Consider the following 19,940-nt stretch of genomic DNA (forward strand, 5'->3'; position numbering starts at 1 on the left):
ACTCAAGCCGCCCGCTTGAGGTCTGAATTTCGCTTGGCACAGGACGCGTGACCCTTCTGCGGGTTGAGGAAGACCTCGTCGACTCTTGTCCAGTTGCGGGTCCTGCCGCTCCAGCGCTCCGGGTGCTTTTCGCGGGCCGCCCGATAGAGGGCATGGCGCCGTTCGAGCAGGCCGCGATCGCGCCCACAGTGACGCTGCTCAGGCGTCACGAAGCCGATAGCGCTGTGCCGGTGCTCGGTGTTGTACCAGCGCACGAACTCACCGACCCAGGCCCGGGCAGCCAGCAGACCGGTGAAGGGCTTGCGAGGGTAGCGGGGGCGGTACTTCAGAGTCCTGAACAAGGACTCTGAGTACGGGTTGTCATTGCTCACCGCTGGCCTGCTGAACGATGGCGCCACACCCAGCTCCCGTAGTGTCGCCAGCATGGTGGCGCCCTTCATCGGGGAGCCATTGTCGCTGTGTAACACCACCTGCCCTGGGAGGATGCCCTCGCGGCGGCAGATATCGCGCATCAGCTCACTGGCACGGGCGCTGTCCTCGGTGTCATAGACCTGCCAGCCCACGATGTGACGGCTGAACAGGTCAAGAAACAGGTACAGGTAGTAGTACTGGCCCCGCACGGTGGCGGGCAGATAGGTGATGTCCCAGCTGAAGAGCTGCCCTGGCGCAGTAGCCGTCAGCGCCCGAGGCCGATGCACCGGGCCAGGCGTGCGATCAGGCGTGCGATGCACCAGTTGCCCGGCGGTACGCATCAGCCTGTAGATCGTCGATTCACTGGCCAGATAGACCCCCGTATCCGCCAGGCGTGGCACGATCTGAGAAGCGGGCAGGTGGCCGTACTCGCTGCTGTTGACCACCCGCAGGATGCGATCACGCTCGGCATCGCTCAGGCGGTTGCAGGGCCGCTGTACCCGCGTGGGGCGCCCATCGCCTTGCTCCGGGGCCCGCCGCCAACGTTGCAGTGTGCGTGCGCTCAGATTGATTGCTTCACAGGCGCGTGCCTGTCGAGCACCAGCCGTGACCGCCTCAGTAATCAATGCCATGATCTGTCGGCGCTGTGTCAGTGAGGTCATTTGTCCTCGTCCTCCCACAGCGCCTGGTATTTTTTTTGCAGTACCAGCAGGGCTGCCGCCTCCGATAACGCCTTGTCCTTGCGGGCCAAATCACGGCGCACGCCAACCAGTTCCTCTTTGAGCCGACGCAGCTCCTGGATATCGGCTGCGGGCTTGTTCCCCGACTGTTCGAGCTCATGCTTCCAGGCCGTGAGCTGATGGGCGAAGATGCCCCGTTCCCGGCACCAGGCGTTGCGCGCCTCTTCGGCCAGAGAATGGGTCTCAAGCAGGGCCTGCAGCCGCTGTGCGGATGTCCACCGACTGGCGGGGGCCTCTTCTGAGGATTGCCTGCGCAAATGAGCCATCTTCGGATTGCGAATCCAGTTCTTCAGCGTATGGACCGACATGTTCAACTCCTGGGCCATGTCAGCCACCGTGCGCGTGCCGCGCTGCAGGGTCTTGCGGATCGCCTCCTCTTTGAAGGCCGTGCTGTAGGTCGTCAAATTCATCTAATCGTTCCAAATCCGATGCGACAACTAGTCTGACACAGGGGGTTGGGAAGGCCCCATTGAACACCTGCGCACGCTACCCGTCGCCTCCCCCTGAGCCGGACATTTCTATTTGAGAGAAAACCGGACATTTCTATTTGGCGTTGGCACTGGAGGCGATGCAACAGTCTTTTCCAAACCGTAGATGAGTCTGAACTTGCAGAGAACAGGCTGTTCAGGCGGCCTTGGCGGCGGATCGTCGATGGATGGTTGCAAACAGCGCCGAGCGTGCCTTTTGCAGCTGTTCGGCGGCTTCATTATCACTCATGGCCCGCGCCTGGATGAGCAGGCTCTGTAGGGTGATACCGGGCTTGAGCCCACGGGCAGGCGCCGGCAGACTGTGCAGCTTCTCCAGCGGGGTTCGCACGAGCGCTTGAGGGTAGGTGGTGCGGATCTTGCCTTTGGCATCGATCGTCTGTTCGGGGAACAGGCAAGGGCGGTGCATGTTCAGGTAGGGCACGAGGTGCTGCTCACAGAACGCGTTGATGGGCCGGGCGTGCTTTTGCGGGATGTGGGCGTAGCCGAAGGTGCGCCGGATGACCACGCCGTTCTTGGCCTCGACCAGGGCATTGTCGTTGGTGTGGCGGGGCCTGGACTTGGTGAACTCGGCGTTCAGCTTGTCGAGCAGGGCGGCCACGCGGTGGTTGATGTATTCGCCGCCGTTATCGGCATGAACCCCGCGGATGCGAAACGGGAAGCAGGCGAGCATCTGTTCGAGCACGGGCAGCAGGAACGCCTCGGAGATGCGTTCGCAACAGGCGACGACCTGCCACTGGGTGATGCAATCCACGGCGTCGATGTAGTACACGCCCTTGATGCCGTCGTAGTCGCCCTGGTGCACGCTGTCGATGCGAATGAAGCCTGCGCGGCCTGCGGGCTCGGGGGCCTTCCTGATCGCGATGGAGACGGCTCGGCTGGGTCGGGTCGGCTCCCAGTGGCCGCGCGTCTGCCGGTAGCGCGCCTGGTGGCGTAGGTTGTACAGGTGGGAGACGGAGATCGTGGCCAGGCGCTCATAGCGCGCGTCGCCGTAGACCAGCCAGGCGCGTTGGCACAGGTGGCGAGTGGCCGCCCCGCTCAGGTTCTCGTGCAGGGCATCGAGCCTGGCCAGCGCGGTGATGTCCCCCTCGGTGTAGCGGCGCGTAAAGCCGTGCGCGGGCGCGTGGCGCTGCCCAAGCGGGGTGTGATCGCGGAATCGGGCGATCAATCGGCTCAGGTGCTGGCGTGAGTAGCCACTGGTCGCGAGCAGGTAGCGGATGACCAGTCCCTTCTGGACGCGAGTGAGCGAGGGGTATCGAAAGCGCTGCAGCACCGACAGGACGTGCACCTGGCGCTGCGCTTGGGTGCCAGCGGCGACCTGTGGCTCCAGGCCAGCGGTGCCGGCCAGGAATTGTTCCAGGCTCTCCAGGCTGGTGAGCCGTTCGTCGTGTAAGGTCAAGATCATCTCCCGATGATCGACGACCCGCGGCCAAAGCTCCAGACTCATCTGATGTTGGAATCACCAGGCCCCCTTCAGACTCATCTGATATTGGACAGGGCTGCAACTTGCGCACCGAAAATTCACCCCCTATAATGGCGTGCTTTGGCGCATTAGCTCAGCCGGTTAGAGCGACGGAATCATAATCCGCAGGTCCCCTGTTCGAATCAGGGATGCGCCACCAGAATTTTTCCTGTTAGATCAGGGCATTAGAGCCACCCTTTGCGGTGGCTTTTTTGTTGCCTGCGGCTTGACTGTCAACCAAGTGTCAACGCAGGATCAGCCGACCACCTTCAGCGTCTGCAAGTCCAGCAGCGTGAACTGCCCATCCTCACGCCAACCGCCCGTATCGATGTAGAAGACATTGCCCAACTGCGCCATTCTGGACAGGGTGACATGCCCATGGACTACGGCGCGCACATTCCTGATGGGCTGCATGTACCGTGTGCGGTAGCGGTCCGCCGACCACAGACAGGTTTCCCTATCGCCGGCGCTGAATCGTTCATGATGGATGGCCTGCCAGTCGTCATACGGGAAATCGGCATGTACGATGCCGACCACACCTTGCGGCGTGCCCACCTCCATCGCCAGCGGCAACTCGCGTAGACGCTGTGCGATGCGCTCCTGCTTGGCCTTGCTGTGCTGATCCAGCCATTGGCCGCCGTGCTTCACATGATCGACCGCAGGATACGGATCACCGACGGCCCTGCGCCAAGTCATCAAATCATGGTTGCCACAGATGGCATGAAACCAGGGTCGATCCAGCCAATCCAGCACATGCTGGGATTCCGGCCCGCGATCCACCAGATCACCCACCGAAAACAGCCGGTCGAATTCTGGCGCGAACCGGATCTCCCGCAAGGCAGTTTCCAGCTTGCTAAAGCAGCCGTGTATATCGCCCACCGCGAAGTCTCGGCCTGACTCGTTGGCGCTGAATCGTTGCACAAGGGGATTAAAGGAGATCATGCTTTTGCCGGGGGACGGTAACGCTGAATTTGTCTTGGCGACGTGATCATGGCCAGGTTGTCATGTCCTGACGCCGTCTTATCTCTACAACGTACCGAGCCGATGTTGCTATGTCAAGGACGGACACGGAAGCCGCAGCCCGGCTTGCCGGGAGCTGAGCCAATCATTGAAGCGATGACGATCAACCGGATCAGGATCAAAGAGCGAAACAGTTAACTTTAGCGTGAAAGACAGGCATTTCTGACCGAGCGCCCCCCCAGCCATCGAAGGCTGTAAGGGCTAGGGCGGTGCGGCTCAGGCGCTGGCAGGTTGGATAAATCCGAACTTGGTCAGAGCCTTGATCCAGCGTGGAGCGTTGCGTTGAACGGATAGGGCCTCATAGTCGGTGGCGCTGTCCCGGTAGTGTTCGCCACGCTGGAGTATGAAGAAGATCGTTCGCAGTATTTTGTGGCCGATGGCGATGATGGCCCGTTTATAGCCACGGCGCACCATCAAGGCCTGGAATTTCGATTTGAAGACGGATTGAGTACGGCTAGCGGCGTGAGCGAACTCGCACAACAGGCGCCGGACATACAGATTGCCCTTGCGAACACGACCGGATTTACGCTTGCCGGCTGATTCGTTGTTGCCGGGGCAGATGCCGACCCAGGAGGCAAGACGATCGGCACTACCAAAGACATCCATGTCGGAGCCGATTTCGACCAACAGCATGGCAGCCCCGATCTGATCGACGCCGGGAATGGTTTGCAGCAGGGCCAAGGCGTTGTGTTCGGATTTCAGTTCGGCGAGCAGCCGGGTATCGAAGCGAACGATACGGGCCTCGATTTCCTCGACATGCTGCATCAGTTCATCCAGGACGAAGTGATGGCTGGCCGTCAGGTCGCCTTGCAGGGCGTCGAAGATTTCCTCGCGGCTGGCCTTCAGGCGGCGACTGGCAAGCTTGAGCACCTCCCCCCCTGTGTCAGACTAGTTGTCGCATCGGATTTGGAACGATTAGATGAATTTGACGACCTACAGCACGGCCTTCAAAGAGGAGGCGATCCGCAAGACCCTGCAGCGCGGCACGCGCACGGTGGCTGACATGGCCCAGGAGTTGAACATGTCGGTCCATACGCTGAAGAACTGGATTCGCAATCCGAAGATGGCTCATTTGCGCAGGCAATCCTCAGAAGAGGCCCCCGCCAGTCGGTGGACATCCGCACAGCGGCTGCAGGCCCTGCTTGAGACCCATTCTCTGGCCGAAGAGGCGCGCAACGCCTGGTGCCGGGAACGGGGCATCTTCGCCCATCAGCTCACGGCCTGGAAGCATGAGCTCGAACAGTCGGGGAACAAGCCCGCAGCCGATATCCAGGAGCTGCGTCGGCTCAAAGAGGAACTGGTTGGCGTGCGCCGTGATTTGGCCCGCAAGGACAAGGCGTTATCGGAGGCGGCAGCCCTGCTGGTACTGCAAAAAAAATACCAGGCGCTGTGGGAGGACGAGGACAAATGACCTCACTGACACAGCGCCGACAGATCATGGCATTGATTACTGAGGCGGTCACGGCTGGTGCTCGACAGGCACGCGCCTGTGAAGCAATCAATCTGAGCGCACGCACACTGCAACGTTGGCGGCGGGCCCCGGAGCAAGGCGATGGGCGCCCCACGCGGGTACAGCGGCCCTGCAACCGCCTGAGCGATGCCGAGCGTGATCGCATCCTGCGGGTGGTCAACAGCAGCGAGTACGGCCACCTGCCCGCTTCTCAGATCGTGCCACGCCTGGCGGATACGGGGGTCTATCTGGCCAGTGAATCGACGATCTACAGGCTGATGCGTACCGCCGGGCAACTGGTGCATCGCACGCCTGATCGCACGCCTGGCCCGGTGCATCGGCCTCGGGCGCTGACGGCTACTGCGCCAGGGCAGCTCTTCAGCTGGGACATCACCTATCTGCCCGCCACCGTGCGGGGCCAGTACTACTACCTGTACCTGTTTCTTGACCTGTTCAGCCGTCACATCGTGGGCTGGCAGGTCTATGACACCGAGGACAGCGCCCGTGCCAGTGAGCTGATGCGCGATATCTGCCGCCGCGAGGGCATCCTCCCAGGGCAGGTGGTGTTACACAGCGACAATGGCTCCCCGATGAAGGGCGCCACCATGCTGGCGACACTACGGGAGCTGGGTGTGGCGCCATCGTTCAGCAGGCCAGCGGTGAGCAATGACAACCCGTACTCAGAGTCCTTGTTCAGGACTCTGAAGTACCGCCCCCGCTACCCTCGCAAGCCCTTCACCGGTCTGCTGGCTGCCCGGGCCTGGGTCGGTGAGTTCGTGCGCTGGTACAACACCGAGCACCGGCACAGCGCTATCGGCTTCGTGACGCCTGAGCAGCGTCACTGTGGGCGCGATCGCGGCCTGCTCGAACGGCGCCATGCCCTCTATCGGGCGGCCCGCGAAAAGCACCCGGAGCGCTGGAGCGGCAGGACCCGCAACTGGACAAGAGTCGACGAGGTCTTCCTCAACCCGCAGAAGGGTCACGCGTCCTGTGCCAAGCGAAATTCAGACCTCAAGCGGGCGGCTTGAGTCACTCAGAAAATGCGACAGATAGGTTGACAATCACCGCCTCCTGCGGCGCTTGTCCGGCGATGATCGCCTTGACCATGGCGCGTGCCGACTGGCCGTGCAGATCACTGACCACCACCCCCAGGCGCACGCCGCTATCGGTGAGCACCTTGTGCAGACGGTTCTTCTCGCTGGCCAGTTGCCCGACAAGTTTCTGTCGTTGGCGGGCGATCAGGCGCAGTTCCCGCAGCTTGGCCGGCGGTACAAACGAGCCGCGCAGTAATCCCGCTCGCGCCAGCGTCGCTAACCAGTGGGCATCACCCACATCGGTCTTGCGGCCCGGCACGTTCTTCACATGTCGCGCATTGACCACCTTGGCGCAGATGCCACGCGCTTCCAGTGCCGCATACGGGCTCTTCCAGTAAATGCCGGTGCTCTCCATCACGACTTCGTCGGGGCGTAGTGACGCCACCCAGTCGGCCAGTTCCCGACGGTCTCGCTTGAACGCGCCGAATTGACGTTGCTCGATGCGTGCGCAGCCGTCTGCTTCCTCGATCAGCGCACAGGCCGTGATCTGCGCCTGATGAATGTCCAGACCGATCACCCGTTTGTATAACGCTCCCAGTTCCATACCACCTCCTGTCGATTAGACTTAAGGGTGGAAGGTGGCGGGTGCCGGGACTGAACGTGCCTGAAGGCGACATGTCGCCAACGGCCTGTTTAGCGTGCGCTCTCTAGGGAAGCAATCCGGGGTGCGAGTCAGTCCGGCCGGTCACGTTAGCCGCGGGGTCGTGTCGTGGTCAAGTTTTTGTGGACACCGCGATAGGGCGTTTCAGGTAGTGGCTTTCTCGTAGTCGGTTGGTGATCGGTATCCGAGAGTGGAGTGCAGCCGATGGGTGTTGTAAAAGCCGACGATGTAGTGGTTGATGTCAGTGACTGCCTCAGCGGGGTTGGCGTAGTTTCGTTGCCAGACTCGCTCCATCTTCAAATTCAGGAAGAAGCGTTCCATCACGGCGTTATCCCAACAGTTTCCCTTGCGGCTCATGCTGGCAATCAAGCCGTGACGATCCAACAGATCCCGGTGGGCCTGGCTGGCGTACTGACTGCCACGGTCGGTATGCACAATCAGGCCGGGCGCGGGCTGGCGCAGTGCGATGGCCATGCGCAAGGCCGCACATACGAGCTCAGCAGGCATGCTGGGCGCCATCGCCCAGCCGACGACCTTGCGCGAGTACAAGTCCAGCACAGCAGCCAGATACAGCCAGCCGCGCCCAGTGCGGATGTAGGTGATGTCAGCCACCCAGGCTTGGTCAGGCGCCCTGGGATTGAAGCGCCGATCCAGGATGTTGGCGGCCACCGGCAGATCATGTCGGCTGTCGGTGGTGTGGACGAACTTACGCCTCCAGCGCGCCCGCAGGCCGTGCTGTTTCATCAACCCACGGACACGGTAACGGCCGACGTCCAGACCCTGAGCCTTCAACGCCGCAGACAGCCGACGGCTGCCGTAGTTGCCACCGCTGGCCAGGAAGGCGGCTTGCAGGGGCGTACTCAATGCACAGGCTCGCGGCGCTTGCTGCCGGTGGCGGGCAGCATACAGGCCAGAGCGGCTGACACCCAACAACCGGCACAGACGGGCAGTGCTGGCCTTCTTCTGCCACTGATCGATCAGTTTCTGGATCACTTCAGTTCCCGGGCGAAGAAGGCCGATGCTTTTTTTAGCAGTGATACGTCCTCGCGCAGTCGCAGGTTCTCACGCTCCAACTCGCGGATGCGCTGCTGCTCGGGCGTCAGCGGCTTGCCGATCCCGACCTGGCCTGATTGTTCGGCGTCGTACTGGGCCAGCCAGCGGCGCACTGCGCTGTCAATCAGGTCCAGATCGCGACAAACCTGGCCCACGCTCAGGCCTTGCTCTCGGATCATCTGCGCCACTTGGAGCTTGAAGGCGGCGTCAAAACTTCTACGAATACGGGTCATATCTTGCTGGCTCTCGTTGGGAAGGATTATCCCCTATCGAGGTGTCCACCAGAATTAGACCAGAACATCGAGCCGCCAAAAACTTTTACGACCTTCACCCAACACCTTCCACCCCAAAGTCTCTTTCATCTTCAGGGGTGGTGCCTACCACCATGATCGTTAGCGTGAAAGACAGGCATTTCTGACCGAGCGCCCCCCCAGCCATCGAAGGCTGTAAGGGCTAGGGCGGTGCGGCTCAGGCGCTGGCAGGTTGGATAAATCCGAACTTGGTCAGAGCCTTGATCCAGCGTGGAGCGTTGCGTTGAACGGATAGGGCCTCATAGTCGGTGGCGCTGTCCCGGTAGTGTTCGCCACGCTGGAGTATGAAGAAGATCGTTCGCAGTATTTTGTGGCCGATGGCGATGATGGCCCGTTTATAGCCACGGCGCACCATCAAGGCCTGGAATTTCGATTTGAAGACGGATTGAGTACGGCTAGCGGCGTGAGCGAACTCGCACAACAGGCGCCGGACATACAGATTGCCCTTGCGAACACGACCGGATTTACGCTTGCCGGCTGATTCGTTGTTGCCGGGGCAGATGCCGACCCAGGAGGCAAGACGATCGGCACTACCAAAGACATCCATGTCGGAGCCGATTTCGACCAACAGCATGGCAGCCCCGATCTGATCGACGCCGGGAATGGTTTGCAGCAGGGCCAAGGCGTTGTGTTCGGATTTCAGTTCGGCGAGCAGCCGGGTATCGAAGCGAACGATACGGGCCTCGATTTCCTCGACATGCTGCATCAGTTCATCCAGGACGAAGTGATGGCTGGCCGTCAGGTCGCCTTGCAGGGCGTCGAAGATTTCCTCGCGGCTGGCCTTCAGGCGGCGACTGGCAAGCTTGAGCACCTCCTGCGGCGCTTGTCCGGCGATGATCGCCTTGACCATGGCGCGTGCCGACTGGCCGTGCAGATCACTGACCACCACCCCCAGGCGCACGCCGCTATCGGTGAGCACCTTGTGCAGACGGTTCTTCTCGCTGGCCAGTTGCCCGACAAGTTTCTGTCGTTGGCGGGCGATCAGGCGCAGTTCCCGCAGCTTGGCCGGCGGTACAAACGAGCCGCGCAGTAATCCCGCTCGCGCCAGCGTCGCTAACCAGTGGGCATCACCCACATCGGTCTTGCGGCCCGGCACGTTCTTCACATGTCGCGCATTGACCACCTTGGCGCAGATGCCACGCGCTTCCAGTGCCGCATACGGGCTCTTCCAGTAAATGCCGGTGCTCTCCATCACGACTTCGTCGGGGCGTAGTGACGCCACCCAGTCGGCCAGTTCCCGACGGTCTCGCTTGAACGCGCCGAATTGACGTTGCTCGATGCGTGCGCAGCCGTCTGCTTCCTCGATCAGCGCACAGGCCGTGATCTGCGCCTGATGAATGTCCAGACCGATCACCCGTTTGTATAACGCTCCCAGTTCCATACCACCTCCTGTCGATTAGACTTAAGGGTGGAAGGTGGCGGGTGCCGGGACCGGTGATTGTCAACCTATCTGTCGCATTTTCTGAGTGACTCAAGCCGCCCGCTTGAGGTCTGAATTTCGCTTGGCACAGGACGCGTGACCCTTCTGCGGGTTGAGGAAGACCTCGTCGACTCTTGTCCAGTTGCGGGTCCTGCCGCTCCAGCGCTCCGGGTGCTTTTCGCGGGCCGCCCGATAGAGGGCATGGCGCCGTTCGAGCAGGCCGCGATCGCGCCCACAGTGACGCTGCTCAGGCGTCACGAAGCCGATAGCGCTGTGCCGGTGCTCGGTGTTGTACCAGCGCACGAACTCACCGACCCAGGCCCGGGCAGCCAGCAGACCGGTGAAGGGCTTGCGAGGGTAGCGGGGGCGGTACTTCAGAGTCCTGAACAAGGACTCTGAGTACGGGTTGTCATTGCTCACCGCTGGCCTGCTGAACGATGGCGCCACACCCAGCTCCCGTAGTGTCGCCAGCATGGTGGCGCCCTTCATCGGGGAGCCATTGTCGCTGTGTAACACCACCTGCCCTGGGAGGATGCCCTCGCGGCGGCAGATATCGCGCATCAGCTCACTGGCACGGGCGCTGTCCTCGGTGTCATAGACCTGCCAGCCCACGATGTGACGGCTGAACAGGTCAAGAAACAGGTACAGGTAGTAGTACTGGCCCCGCACGGTGGCGGGCAGATAGGTGATGTCCCAGCTGAAGAGCTGCCCTGGCGCAGTAGCCGTCAGCGCCCGAGGCCGATGCACCGGGCCAGGCGTGCGATCAGGCGTGCGATGCACCAGTTGCCCGGCGGTACGCATCAGCCTGTAGATCGTCGATTCACTGGCCAGATAGACCCCCGTATCCGCCAGGCGTGGCACGATCTGAGAAGCGGGCAGGTGGCCGTACTCGCTGCTGTTGACCACCCGCAGGATGCGATCACGCTCGGCATCGCTCAGGCGGTTGCAGGGCCGCTGTACCCGCGTGGGGCGCCCATCGCCTTGCTCCGGGGCCCGCCGCCAACGTTGCAGTGTGCGTGCGCTCAGATTGATTGCTTCACAGGCGCGTGCCTGTCGAGCACCAGCCGTGACCGCCTCAGTAATCAATGCCATGATCTGTCGGCGCTGTGTCAGTGAGGTCATTTGTCCTCGTCCTCCCACAGCGCCTGGTATTTTTTTTGCAGTACCAGCAGGGCTGCCGCCTCCGATAACGCCTTGTCCTTGCGGGCCAAATCACGGCGCACGCCAACCAGTTCCTCTTTGAGCCGACGCAGCTCCTGGATATCGGCTGCGGGCTTGTTCCCCGACTGTTCGAGCTCATGCTTCCAGGCCGTGAGCTGATGGGCGAAGATGCCCCGTTCCCGGCACCAGGCGTTGCGCGCCTCTTCGGCCAGAGAATGGGTCTCAAGCAGGGCCTGCAGCCGCTGTGCGGATGTCCACCGACTGGCGGGGGCCTCTTCTGAGGATTGCCTGCGCAAATGAGCCATCTTCGGATTGCGAATCCAGTTCTTCAGCGTATGGACCGACATGTTCAACTCCTGGGCCATGTCAGCCACCGTGCGCGTGCCGCGCTGCAGGGTCTTGCGGATCGCCTCCTCTTTGAAGGCCGTGCTGTAGGTCGTCAAATTCATCTAATCGTTCCAAATCCGATGCGACAACTAGTCTGACACAGGGGGGGACTGAACGTGCCTGAAGGCGACATGTCGCCAACGGCCTGTTTAGCGTGCGCTCTCTAGGGAAGCAATCCGGGGTGCGAGTCAGTCCGGCCGGTCACGTTAGCCGCGGGGTCGAGCCGCCAAAAACTTTTACGACCTTCACCCAACACCTTCCACCCCAAAGTCTCTTTCATCTTCAGGGGTGGTGCCTACCACCATGATCGTTAGCCGTGCGCATGAGGGGCCGGAATAAATGTGTTGCGCAATCTTGTGTATTGTGTTTGATTACACAAATGAACTGTGCAGACCTTATTAAGCAACTGAAAGCCGACGGCTGGTATCTCGTGCATGCCGTTGGGTCCCACCATCAGTTCAAGCACCCGACCAAGCCCGGCAAGGTCACAGTGCCACACCCGAAGAAGGATCTGCCATTGCCGACACAGCGCAGCATCCTCAATCAAGCCGGCCTGCGATAAGCGGGCTGGGCAGGAGAACACCACATGCTCTATCCCATCCACGTACACAAGGACCAAGACAGCGCCTATGGCGCGTCCTTCCCTGACTTTCCCGGCTGCTTTGCTGGCGCCGACGAACTGCAGGACCTGCCCCGCGCCGCACAGGAGGCAGTCGAGGCACACTTTTACGGTGAAACCGAAGCAATCCCCAACCCCAGCACTCCCGAGTCCTGGAAAGACCATGAGGACTTCGAGGGTGGCTTTTGGATGATGGTGGATATCGACCTATCCAAGGTCAACACCAAGGCCGTGCGCCTGAACATCAGCTTGCCGGAAAATTTGGTACACCGCATCGACGCAGTGGCCAGGGCTCAGCATCTGTCGCGCTCTGCGTTCCTGGCGAAGGCAGCAGAGCGGGAAATGGCGGATTTGGTCTCCTAAAACACTGCGCCCCTCGAACCTCGAGGTCTAGATGGAGCATGAAACGACAAGGCCACACAGCACGGTCAGACCTAGAGGCGTGATCCGCACCTGTTCGCTCAGGCGCTCCTGGCCGGTGTGTATATCCTGGATCGGCGTCTGCTTCAGGTAGGGACGCCCATCCTTCACCTCCTCGGCGCAGACCAGCAGCGACTTCTGCCCGGCGCGCCGTCGCGCTTGACGACATGGACGCGATGGCGGTCGGCGTAGCGGTCGCCGTCGCGCAGTTCGTCCAGCACCTCGATCCGGGCCGATTCGATGATTTCCCTCAGCTTGCGCGCATGGCGCGCGAACGCCTCGCGATCGTCCCAGACCCCATTGGTGCGCTGCCGGTAGCCGGGGCTGAAATGGCGGTCGAGCACCGCTTCCAGGGGAAGTTCCCGCCGGTTGAGCAGTTCATCCAGAACGAGGCGGATATCGGTGGCACGCATGTCTGTTTTCTCCTGATGGGGTTCGGATTGACACTGTAGGCACATTCGGATGACGCTTGTACGGTATAAATGACATTCAATACTCAGTTAACGCCAAACATGTCCGCCCCGATGATCCCGCCGAAACAGGGTTCACTTTCACCGAGTGGCGCCAGCGCGTCCGACTGCTGAAGGCTCTGGAATCGCTGGCCGCCGACAAGCCGGTGATGGCGGTCGCGCTGGACTCGGGCTACGACAACGCAAGCGCCTTCATCGCCTTGTTCCGCCGGGTATTCGGCGTCACGCCGGGGCAATATCAAGCCTCGATACGCTGAACCGGGAGGGACATGCGTCCAGGCATGCCACGTGCTATCTTAATTTCGCACGCAGCAAAACTCTCCACGCACACGAGAACACACACCATGAAATCGAACGTCACTCGCATCATCGCCATCGCCGCGATGGCCGGCGCCGCCACCGTCATGATCTCGGGCTGCTCCGTGGCCCGCAAGCAGGAAACCGTCGGTCAATACATCGATGGCTCGGCCGTCACGGCCGAGGTCAAGGCCAAGCTGGCGAACGACTCCGATACCTCGGCGGCGAACATCAGCGTCAAGACCATCGACGGGGGCATCGTACAGCTGTCGGGCTTCGCCAAGTCCCAGCACGAGAAGGACCGCGCAGGCGAACTGGCCCGGTCGGTCAAGGGCGTGACCCAGGTGCACAACGGACTGATCGTCAAACCGTGAGACAATGCGGGCGCCATGCCTGACGCCCGACCCACCCTCGACGATCCGCTCGCCGCGCTGGCCCCGCCCGGGGTCCAGGCGGAAGCCGCCGACCTGGCCCGGGATGCCTTCACTCGGGCCTTCCGGCATGCGGCGGCGGAATCGTCCCCCTTCCCGCTGGACGCGCTGCGGATGCAGTGCCTGGACTGGGTCCGGGCCGATCCGGACGCTGAGGCACGCGCCTTGCGGATGGCGCTGCTGCTGACCGGGCTGGACCAATGGGGGCTGGCATTCAGCCAGGCCTTCGGCATCCAGGCCATCCCACCTCTGACCGCACTGATCGGCGCCCTGCGCACCAGCCTGGATCCCGCGGACGACGCCCGGTTCCAGCGCCGGTTCGAAGAACTCGACGCAGTCGAGACCAAGGCCATCGACTTCAAGATCGCGCTGCGCCGCCAGATTCACCTGGCCCTATGGCACGCCATGGGGGCGGGAAACAGCCTGGAAGCGGTCGAACCGGTGATCCAGGCCCTGGGCGGCCAGCTGCTGGCCCTGGACGCCGGCATGCCGGAACTGGGCTGGCGCCTGGTCTCGGATACGCTGGCCCACATCCAGATCCGCCTGCTGGAAGATCCTGACGCCACCGGATTGGCCCAATCGGGCACGCAATGCCTGTTCGCCTCGCTACGCCAGGCGTGGCCGAAGGAACACCACGACCGCGTCATGGCGCAGGCCACTCGGGCCGTGCTGGCCTGGCAGCAGGCCCGGCGCCCTCCGGCCGGCTGACGGATCGGCCGCCGAATCCGGTGCCGGCCCCGGGGCCGCGGCCTGGTGAAAGCCCCGAACAGGCTAGGACTTACCACGAGAGACAAGGTGTCCACGCTCTGTTACATTCGAAGCGCGGCACCCCTCTCACCCAGACTTCCGCTCCACATGTCCCCGGTTTTCCACCCCCGCGCACGATGCTGCCGGAAGCCTGCCCAGGCTGCCTTGGCCATGGCGATCGCGTTCCTGTGCTCGGCCCTGGGGCAACTGCCCCAACCCGACGCGGGGCTGTCGGTCCTGTGGCCGGCCAACGCCCTGCTGGCCGGCCTGCTGATCCGCCATCCGGCCCTGGGCCACTCGCTGTCCTGGGCGGGGGCGCTCGGCGGGCTGACGCTGGCGAACTTCTTCCTGGAAGGCCTGCGCTGGCCGGCCGCCCTGGGCTACGCCGTCACCGACCTCTCTGGCGTGCTCGTCGCCTGGATCATCCTGTCGCCCAACCGGCGGGCGCCCGCCCGGCTGCGTAGCCCCCGGGCCATCGGCCAGGTGCTCGCGGCCTGCGCCACGGCGGCCGCCACCAACGCGGCCGTCGCCCTGATCCTCACGCCCTGGCTGCGGCCCGACACGCAATGGGTGACGGTCGCCCTGAACTGGTTCTTCGGCCAGATGCTCAGCTACAGCGCCTTCCTGCCGCCGATCATGCTCCTGCCCAGGCGTCCCGGACTTCGCGGCGACCGTCGCCACTCCTGGACCTCCCTGCTCAGGCGGATGGGCAGCGGGACCCTGCTGCTTCCTTTCGCCGCGCTGATCGCCAGCCTGTTTCTTTGCTTCCTGCTGGGCGGACCGGGCGCCGCCGCCTTTCCCATCCCGGCCCTGATGTACTGCGCCCTGGCCTACCGCCAGAGCACGACGGCCTGGATCACTCTGTTGACCGCCCTCGCCGTGCTGCTGGGCATTGCCAACGGCTGGCTATCGATGGGTGAAGGCCAGCCATTGGCCGGCCGCCATGCCTGGGACATGGTGTCTCTGCGGCTGGGGGTGCTGCTGCTGGTGATGTCGCCCCTGCTGGTATCCGGCATCCTGGCGGCCCGCAGCGACCTGATCTCTTCCCTGAATCTGGCCCTGGACCACGACGGCCTGACCCGCGCCCTGTCGCGCCAGGCCTTCCTGCGCAGCGCCGACGAACACTTTGGGCGAACCCCCGCGCCGCCCCGGGGCAACGCTCTGCTGATGCTGGACATTGATCACTTCAAGCGCCTGAACGACCAGCACGGCCACGCCGCCGGCGACCAGGTCCTGAAGGACTTTGCGCGGACCATCCGTACCATCGTCCGCCCCCACGACCTGTTCGGCCGCCTGGGCGGCGAGGAATTCGCCCTGTTCCTGCCCGACACCTCGGAACGGGACGCGAACGATATCGCCGAACGCCTGCGCTTCTGCGTGGAAAGGCTGGAAGTCTTCCCGGGCGACGGCCCGCCTCTGCGGATCTCCGTCAGCATCGGTACAGTGCATGACTCGCGCACGCCACTCGCTTCCCTGTCCGAACTTTTGGCGTATGCTGATCGGGCGATGTACCAGGCCAAGCGCAGCGGACGCAACCGGGTGCACGCCCACAGCGGCCACGACGGCCAGGCACCGGATGCGAAGGAGGACCCGGCATGGCACCCACCTTTGAACAACGCGCCAAGGGCGCCCTGATCGGCGCCTACGTCGGCGACGCCTTGGCCCTGGGCCCACACTGGTACTACGACCTGGACGCCCTGCGGCGCGACTACGGCGACTGGATCGACGGCTACACGGATCCCCGGTCCGACCGCTATCACGCCGGGCTGCGGGCCGGCCAGTCGGGCCAGGCCGGCTTCATCCTGGACCTGCTGGCGGAATCCCTGGACGCATGCGGCGAATACGACGAGGCGGACTTCTGCCGCAAGCTGGACCAGGATCTGTTTCCCCTGCTGGACGGCACGCCCATGAACGGGCCGGGCGGCTACACCAGCCAGTCGATCCGCGAAGCCTGGCGTCTGCGCGTGGGCCGGGGCCAGCCCTGGGGCCATGTGGCCGGCCTGGCCGATACCACCGAGGCGGCCGAACGCATCCTGGCCCTGGCCGTGCGCTACGCCCGGCGGCCGGCCGATCTGGCGCGCCACTGCGCCACGAACACGGCGCTGACCCAGCGCGACGTCACGGTGATGGCCATGACCGTGGCCTACGGCTGCGTGCTGGGCAGCCTGATATGCGGCGAACCGCTGGACGCGGCCACGTCCGACCGGCTGATGGCGCTGGTGCGCGACGGTGTCCTGCCGTTCCACAGCGTGACATCGGCCGGGGAAAACACCCCGCCGCCGGGACCGGAAACGCCTCGGACCGCCGGCCAGTTTCCCTCGCCGGACGCCCTGTTGACTGTATCCTGCGTCCTGCGCGCCGTCCAGGATCCGGATATCTGTATCGAGCCGGCCTGGAAAGCTTCGCTGGTGTACGGCATGCCCTGTGCGGTCTACCACCAGCTTCCCGCCGCCTACTACCTGGCCGGCCGCTTCCAGGACGACTTCGAGTCCGCCGTCCTGCACGCCGTCAACGGCGGCGGCCAGAACCAGGCCCGGGCGATGCTGACCGGTGCCCTGTGCGGCGCCATCGGTGGCATCCAGGCGATCCCGACCCGCCTCATCGAGCCTCTGGAACACGGCGCCCGGCGCCTGGAGCGCGCCGGCCGGCTGGCCCGCCAGGCAGCGACGGCCTGACGCCCGGGTCAGCGCACCGGCAGGAAATTGAAGAACAACAGGCCCTGCACGTAGTTGATGCCGATGCGCCGCAGGCTTTCATCCTGCAGTTCGGCCTCCAGGTCCAGGCGGGCGATGATGCGCCCGAACTCGCGCTCGAAACTCAGGTTGGCCACGCCATCGCCCAGTTCGTTGGACAGCAGCAGCGGTCGCCCCTGGGCATCGCGTCGGCTGGACAGCATCCAGACGGCGATCTCGACATTGCGGGCGGCGTTGAAGACATGCCGGGCCTGGACTGCATCGCCGACATGGAAACGGGTCAGCCCGCCATGAGCGGCGATGATCATGCTGGACAACCCCAGTACGAACGCCGCCGCACGGTCTCCTGGATAGCGCGGGTCCATGGCGACGGAGAGAACCTCGATATCCCGCAGGCCATCCAGTTCCTTGGGCACCTCGCCGACGCGAATGCGGGCGCGGCCCTGCTCCAGCGCGGCCTTCAGGTCCGTGAATCCGGCCTTGCGCCATTCGCCGGGGTTGCGCCGGTACAGCTTCTCCAGCAAGCGATCCAGGCTGTCCAGGTTGTCGCGCATCGTCAGGGTCTGCAGCCGGTTGAGATCGCTCTGGGCGAACTGGTCGGCGGACATGGATTCGCCCCGCAGCGCGGGATCGGACGGAGCCACGCAACCGGCCAGCGCCAGCAGACAGGTCAGCCACCACGCGCACCGGCGGAAAGAAGCCGGAAGGCACGCCACGGCCGTCAATATTGCCGGCCCCGGTCCACGACGCCGGTGATCGCCTCCCCCCGATCCAGGGCGCGGATCTTGCCGGCGATCTGGCGCACCGTCCGGTCCATCAGGCTGGCGCCGGCGACGTGCGGCGTGACGCTGATGCGTGCGTCGGTCCAGAAGGGATGACCTGGTGGCAAGGGCTCGCGCTCGAAGACGTCCAGAACCGCGGCCCGCACGCGACCGTCGTCCAGGGCGGCCAGCAGGTCGGCCTCGATCAGATGCCCACCCCGGGCGATGTTGATCACCACGGCGTCGGGACGCAACTGGTCGAAGGTGCGACGGCACAGGATGCCCCGGGTGGCGTCGGTCAACGGCAGCGCATTCACCAGCACGCGCGTGCGCGCCAGGAACGCGGCCAGGCCCGTCTCGCCGCCGTGGGACTCGGCGCCCGGCACGGCGCGGCCTCTGCGCGACCAGACCGCCGTCGGGTATTCCAGGGCCGCGCAGGCCTCGGCGATCCGGGCGCCCATGGCTCCGGCGCCCAGGACACCGACGGTCCAGGCGTCCCGGTCGATATCGTCCAGGGGCCTCCAGAGCCCTTCGGCCTGCTGGCGCTCGTAGCGGCCGAAGTCGCGCGATTCACGCAACAGGTGGTAGAGCACGTATTCCGCCATCTGCACCGCCATGCCGCCGTCTTCCAGCCGCACCAGGGGCAGACCGTCCGGCAGTCCCGGCAAGCGCAGCAGGGCGTCGACTCCGGCGCCCAGGTTGAACAGGGCGCGCAGCCGGGGTTCGCGAGCGAACAGGCCGGAAGGCGGCGCCCACACCACGGCGAAATCGGCACGGCCCTCGGGTTCGCCATCGTCCCACAGGCGCACCCGGGCTTCCGGCAGCGCAGCGCGCAATGCCGCCACCCAGGCCAGCGGATCGGCTTCCAGTTCCGATGCGAAGACGATCTCCATGTCAGGGCCCGTTCGCCCACTTCGAGGGGGTCGCATGCTCCAGAGCGTAGTCCAGCGCCGCGCGCACTGCCGCCGCCTGGGCCGCATTGCACTGGTCCGGCGTCGCGCGCGGGCTGTCGGGATAGACCTCGGTCGTCGTGCGGTAGGGCGCGTCCGTGATGCCGGCGCACAGCCCCAGGGACCGCAGGGCGTAGCGGATGACGCCCGGTGCGACCACGGGCGAGCCGATGATCTCGCCGCGCTCGTCGGCGGGAGCGATGTGGGTGATCCCGGACACGGCGCGGATCACGGCGTCCTGGAATCCTGGCTGGGGAGATTCGGCGTCATCGACCAGGTAGAAGCCATCGGGGATACCGCCCGGCGTGAATGGCTGGCCATCGCGCGCCGCCAGGGCGGGCCGGAATTCGGATTCGTCGCTGTCGGTGGTCTCGTGCAGATCGATATGCACCCGCACGCGGTCCGCGAAAGGGGCCACCAACGCCATCAGCGCCGCCGATTCCGGTGCGCGGCTGCCAGGATGGAAGGAACGGTTCGGATCCAGCGCCAGAGGATTCCAGCGATGGATGCGCTCGTAGCCCCAGGGGCTGACACAGGGGACGATCATCAGATCCAGGTGGCCCGCGTAGTCGGCCGCGTGCAGGTCGGCGAAGCGCAGCGCGCCGTGAACACCGCTGGTCTCGTAGCCATGCACCCCGCCCGTGACCAGCGCCACCGGGCGATCGCCATGCCAGTCGTGGCCGCGCAGCGCCAGCAGGGGATAGGTGTCGGACGCATAGTCCAACCGGCCGTATTGGATGACCTCGTAGCGGTCGCGCAGGCGGTCGATCGCCGCCAGGACTTCATCGGCATAGCTGCGCCGACGCCGCTGGCGGGCGAGCCAGGCGGCGATTTCGGCTTCCCCCCAGGGGACGCCGGGAGTGCCGATCGGGTAAAACGAGGGCTGCATGAACCGGGCTCCAAACACGAAACGGGTGCCTCGCGCCGCACAGGCTGCGCCTGCTTGCCGCCCGCCAA

The 19,940-nt window shown here is 64.1% G+C and carries 14 protein-coding genes, 1 tRNA gene and 6 pseudogenes; 9 read left to right on the forward strand and 12 right to left on the reverse strand.

Annotated elements, in window-relative coordinates; all coding sequences use genetic code 11:
• Window positions 1-2: 2 nt before the first annotated feature.
• Together ACTPOE_RS05755 and ACTPOE_RS05760 are read right to left on the reverse strand one after the other, a co-directional pair.
• A pseudogene (locus tag ACTPOE_RS05755) lies at window positions 3-1,561 on the reverse strand (IS3 family transposase).
• A gap of 214 nt (window positions 1,562-1,775) precedes the next feature.
• Complete coding sequence (locus ACTPOE_RS05760; protein ID WP_458870343.1) at window positions 1,776-3,041, reverse strand: transposase family protein; 1,266 nt, start codon at window positions 3,039-3,041, stop codon at window positions 1,776-1,778.
• Window positions 3,042-3,181: 140 nt separating this feature from the next.
• Here ACTPOE_RS05760 and ACTPOE_RS05765 point away from each other — a divergent pair.
• Window positions 3,182-3,258, forward strand: a tRNA-Met gene (locus tag ACTPOE_RS05765).
• Window positions 3,259-3,353: 95 nt separating this feature from the next.
• On the opposite strand, the gene ACTPOE_RS05770 is transcribed toward ACTPOE_RS05765, so the two are convergent.
• Complete coding sequence (locus ACTPOE_RS05770) at window positions 3,354-4,040, reverse strand: metallophosphoesterase (protein WP_458871256.1); 687 nt, start codon at window positions 4,038-4,040, stop codon at window positions 3,354-3,356.
• 294 nt (window positions 4,041-4,334) lie between these two features.
• A pseudogene (locus tag ACTPOE_RS05775) lies at window positions 4,335-4,988 on the reverse strand (IS110 family RNA-guided transposase); the annotation flags it as partial.
• 49 nt (window positions 4,989-5,037) lie between these two features.
• Between ACTPOE_RS05775 and ACTPOE_RS05780 the strand changes: the two are divergent.
• Window positions 5,038-6,596, forward strand: a pseudogene (locus ACTPOE_RS05780) (IS3 family transposase).
• Window positions 6,597-6,627: 31 nt separating this feature from the next.
• Here the strand turns inward: ACTPOE_RS05780 and ACTPOE_RS05785 are convergent.
• The 4 genes and pseudogenes from ACTPOE_RS05785 to ACTPOE_RS05800 all read right to left on the reverse strand — a co-directional run.
• Window positions 6,628-7,206, reverse strand: a pseudogene (locus tag ACTPOE_RS05785) (IS110 family RNA-guided transposase); the annotation flags it as partial.
• Between the two features lie 201 nt (window positions 7,207-7,407).
• A protein-coding gene (locus ACTPOE_RS05790) for an IS3 family transposase (RefSeq protein ID WP_458871239.1) occupies window positions 7,408-8,549 on the reverse strand; the annotation gives its coding sequence in 2 pieces (ribosomal slippage) (window positions 7,408-8,282 and window positions 8,282-8,549; 1,143 coding nt in all).
• Between the two features lie 235 nt (window positions 8,550-8,784).
• The gene (locus tag ACTPOE_RS05795) at window positions 8,785-10,008 is read right to left on the reverse strand and encodes an IS110 family RNA-guided transposase (protein ID WP_458870713.1); all 1,224 of its coding nucleotides are present in this window, start codon (window positions 10,006-10,008) and stop codon (window positions 8,785-8,787) included.
• A gap of 90 nt (window positions 10,009-10,098) precedes the next feature.
• A pseudogene (locus ACTPOE_RS05800) lies at window positions 10,099-11,657 on the reverse strand (IS3 family transposase).
• 317 nt (window positions 11,658-11,974) lie between these two features.
• Here ACTPOE_RS05800 and ACTPOE_RS05805 point away from each other — a divergent pair.
• Window positions 11,975-12,157: a type II toxin-antitoxin system HicA family toxin gene (locus tag ACTPOE_RS05805; protein ID WP_458871257.1), complete on the forward strand. Its 183-nt coding sequence runs from the start codon at window positions 11,975-11,977 to the stop codon at window positions 12,155-12,157.
• Between the two features lie 24 nt (window positions 12,158-12,181).
• A complete protein-coding gene (locus ACTPOE_RS05810) occupies window positions 12,182-12,577 on the forward strand; it encodes a type II toxin-antitoxin system HicB family antitoxin (protein ID WP_458871258.1) in 396 nt (131 codons plus the stop codon).
• A 164-nt stretch (window positions 12,578-12,741) separates the two neighbouring features.
• Here the strand turns inward: ACTPOE_RS05810 and ACTPOE_RS05815 are convergent, their stop codons facing one another.
• Window positions 12,742-13,047 (reverse strand): nuclear transport factor 2 family protein, encoded by a 306-nt coding sequence (locus ACTPOE_RS05815; RefSeq protein ID WP_458871259.1) that lies wholly within the window; start codon window positions 13,045-13,047, stop codon window positions 12,742-12,744.
• Between the two features lie 119 nt (window positions 13,048-13,166).
• Between ACTPOE_RS05815 and ACTPOE_RS05820 the strand changes: the two are divergent.
• The 5 genes and pseudogenes from ACTPOE_RS05820 to ACTPOE_RS05840 form a co-directional block, all read left to right on the forward strand.
• Window positions 13,167-13,361, forward strand: a pseudogene (locus tag ACTPOE_RS05820) (helix-turn-helix domain-containing protein); the annotation flags it as partial.
• An 87-nt stretch (window positions 13,362-13,448) separates the two neighbouring features.
• Window positions 13,449-13,775, forward strand: a complete 327-nt coding sequence (locus tag ACTPOE_RS05825) for a BON domain-containing protein (RefSeq protein ID WP_458871260.1) — start codon at window positions 13,449-13,451, stop codon at window positions 13,773-13,775.
• Between the two features lie 15 nt (window positions 13,776-13,790).
• Window positions 13,791-14,540: a hypothetical protein gene (locus tag ACTPOE_RS05830; RefSeq protein WP_458871261.1), complete on the forward strand. Its 750-nt coding sequence runs from the start codon at window positions 13,791-13,793 to the stop codon at window positions 14,538-14,540.
• Between the two features lie 210 nt (window positions 14,541-14,750).
• Entirely contained in the window at window positions 14,751-16,214 is a 1,464-nt protein-coding gene (locus ACTPOE_RS05835) for a GGDEF domain-containing protein (protein WP_458871262.1), read from the forward strand.
• Entirely contained in the window at window positions 16,175-17,254 is a 1,080-nt protein-coding gene (locus tag ACTPOE_RS05840; RefSeq protein WP_458871263.1) for an ADP-ribosylglycohydrolase family protein, read from the forward strand. Before ACTPOE_RS05835 ends, ACTPOE_RS05840 begins: the two co-directional genes overlap by 40 nt.
• 8 nt (window positions 17,255-17,262) lie before the next feature.
• On the opposite strand, the gene ACTPOE_RS05845 is transcribed toward ACTPOE_RS05840, so the two are convergent.
• From ACTPOE_RS05845 to ACTPOE_RS05855, 3 genes are all read right to left on the reverse strand, one after another.
• Window positions 17,263-17,916, reverse strand: a complete 654-nt coding sequence (locus ACTPOE_RS05845) for a hypothetical protein (protein ID WP_458871264.1) — start codon at window positions 17,914-17,916, stop codon at window positions 17,263-17,265.
• A gap of 77 nt (window positions 17,917-17,993) precedes the next feature.
• On the reverse strand, window positions 17,994-18,926 hold the full coding sequence (locus tag ACTPOE_RS05850) for a 2-hydroxyacid dehydrogenase (RefSeq protein WP_458871265.1): 933 nt from the start codon (window positions 18,924-18,926) through the stop codon (window positions 17,994-17,996).
• A gap of 1 nt (window position 18,927) precedes the next feature.
• Window positions 18,928-19,872: a M14 family metallopeptidase gene (locus ACTPOE_RS05855; protein WP_458871266.1), complete on the reverse strand. Its 945-nt coding sequence runs from the start codon at window positions 19,870-19,872 to the stop codon at window positions 18,928-18,930.
• Window positions 19,873-19,940: the final 68 nt, after the last annotated feature.

It is taken from the genome of Castellaniella sp. WN, assembly GCF_054457555.1.

Excerpts from the sequence above, each read along its gene's own strand:
- ACTPOE_RS05760 (WP_458870343.1), bottom strand. The coding sequence starts at position 3,041 with ATGATCTTGACCTTACACGACGAACGGCTCACCAGCCTGGAGAGCCTG.
- ACTPOE_RS05770 (WP_458871256.1), bottom strand. The coding sequence starts at position 4,040 with ATGATCTCCTTTAATCCCCTTGTGCAACGATTCAGCGCCAACGAGTCA.
- ACTPOE_RS05795 (WP_458870713.1), bottom strand. The coding sequence starts at position 10,008 with ATGGAACTGGGAGCGTTATACAAACGGGTGATCGGTCTGGACATTCAT.
- ACTPOE_RS05805 (WP_458871257.1), top strand. The coding sequence starts at position 11,975 with ATGAACTGTGCAGACCTTATTAAGCAACTGAAAGCCGACGGCTGGTAT.
- ACTPOE_RS05810 (WP_458871258.1), top strand. The coding sequence starts at position 12,182 with ATGCTCTATCCCATCCACGTACACAAGGACCAAGACAGCGCCTATGGC.
- ACTPOE_RS05815 (WP_458871259.1), bottom strand. The coding sequence starts at position 13,047 with ATGCGTGCCACCGATATCCGCCTCGTTCTGGATGAACTGCTCAACCGG.
- ACTPOE_RS05825 (WP_458871260.1), top strand. The coding sequence starts at position 13,449 with ATGAAATCGAACGTCACTCGCATCATCGCCATCGCCGCGATGGCCGGC.
- ACTPOE_RS05830 (WP_458871261.1), top strand. The coding sequence starts at position 13,791 with ATGCCTGACGCCCGACCCACCCTCGACGATCCGCTCGCCGCGCTGGCC.
- ACTPOE_RS05835 (WP_458871262.1), top strand. The coding sequence starts at position 14,751 with ATGGCGATCGCGTTCCTGTGCTCGGCCCTGGGGCAACTGCCCCAACCC.
- ACTPOE_RS05840 (WP_458871263.1), top strand. The coding sequence starts at position 16,175 with ATGGCACCCACCTTTGAACAACGCGCCAAGGGCGCCCTGATCGGCGCC.
- ACTPOE_RS05850 (WP_458871265.1), bottom strand. The coding sequence starts at position 18,926 with ATGGAGATCGTCTTCGCATCGGAACTGGAAGCCGATCCGCTGGCCTGG.
- ACTPOE_RS05855 (WP_458871266.1), bottom strand. The coding sequence starts at position 19,872 with ATGCAGCCCTCGTTTTACCCGATCGGCACTCCCGGCGTCCCCTGGGGG.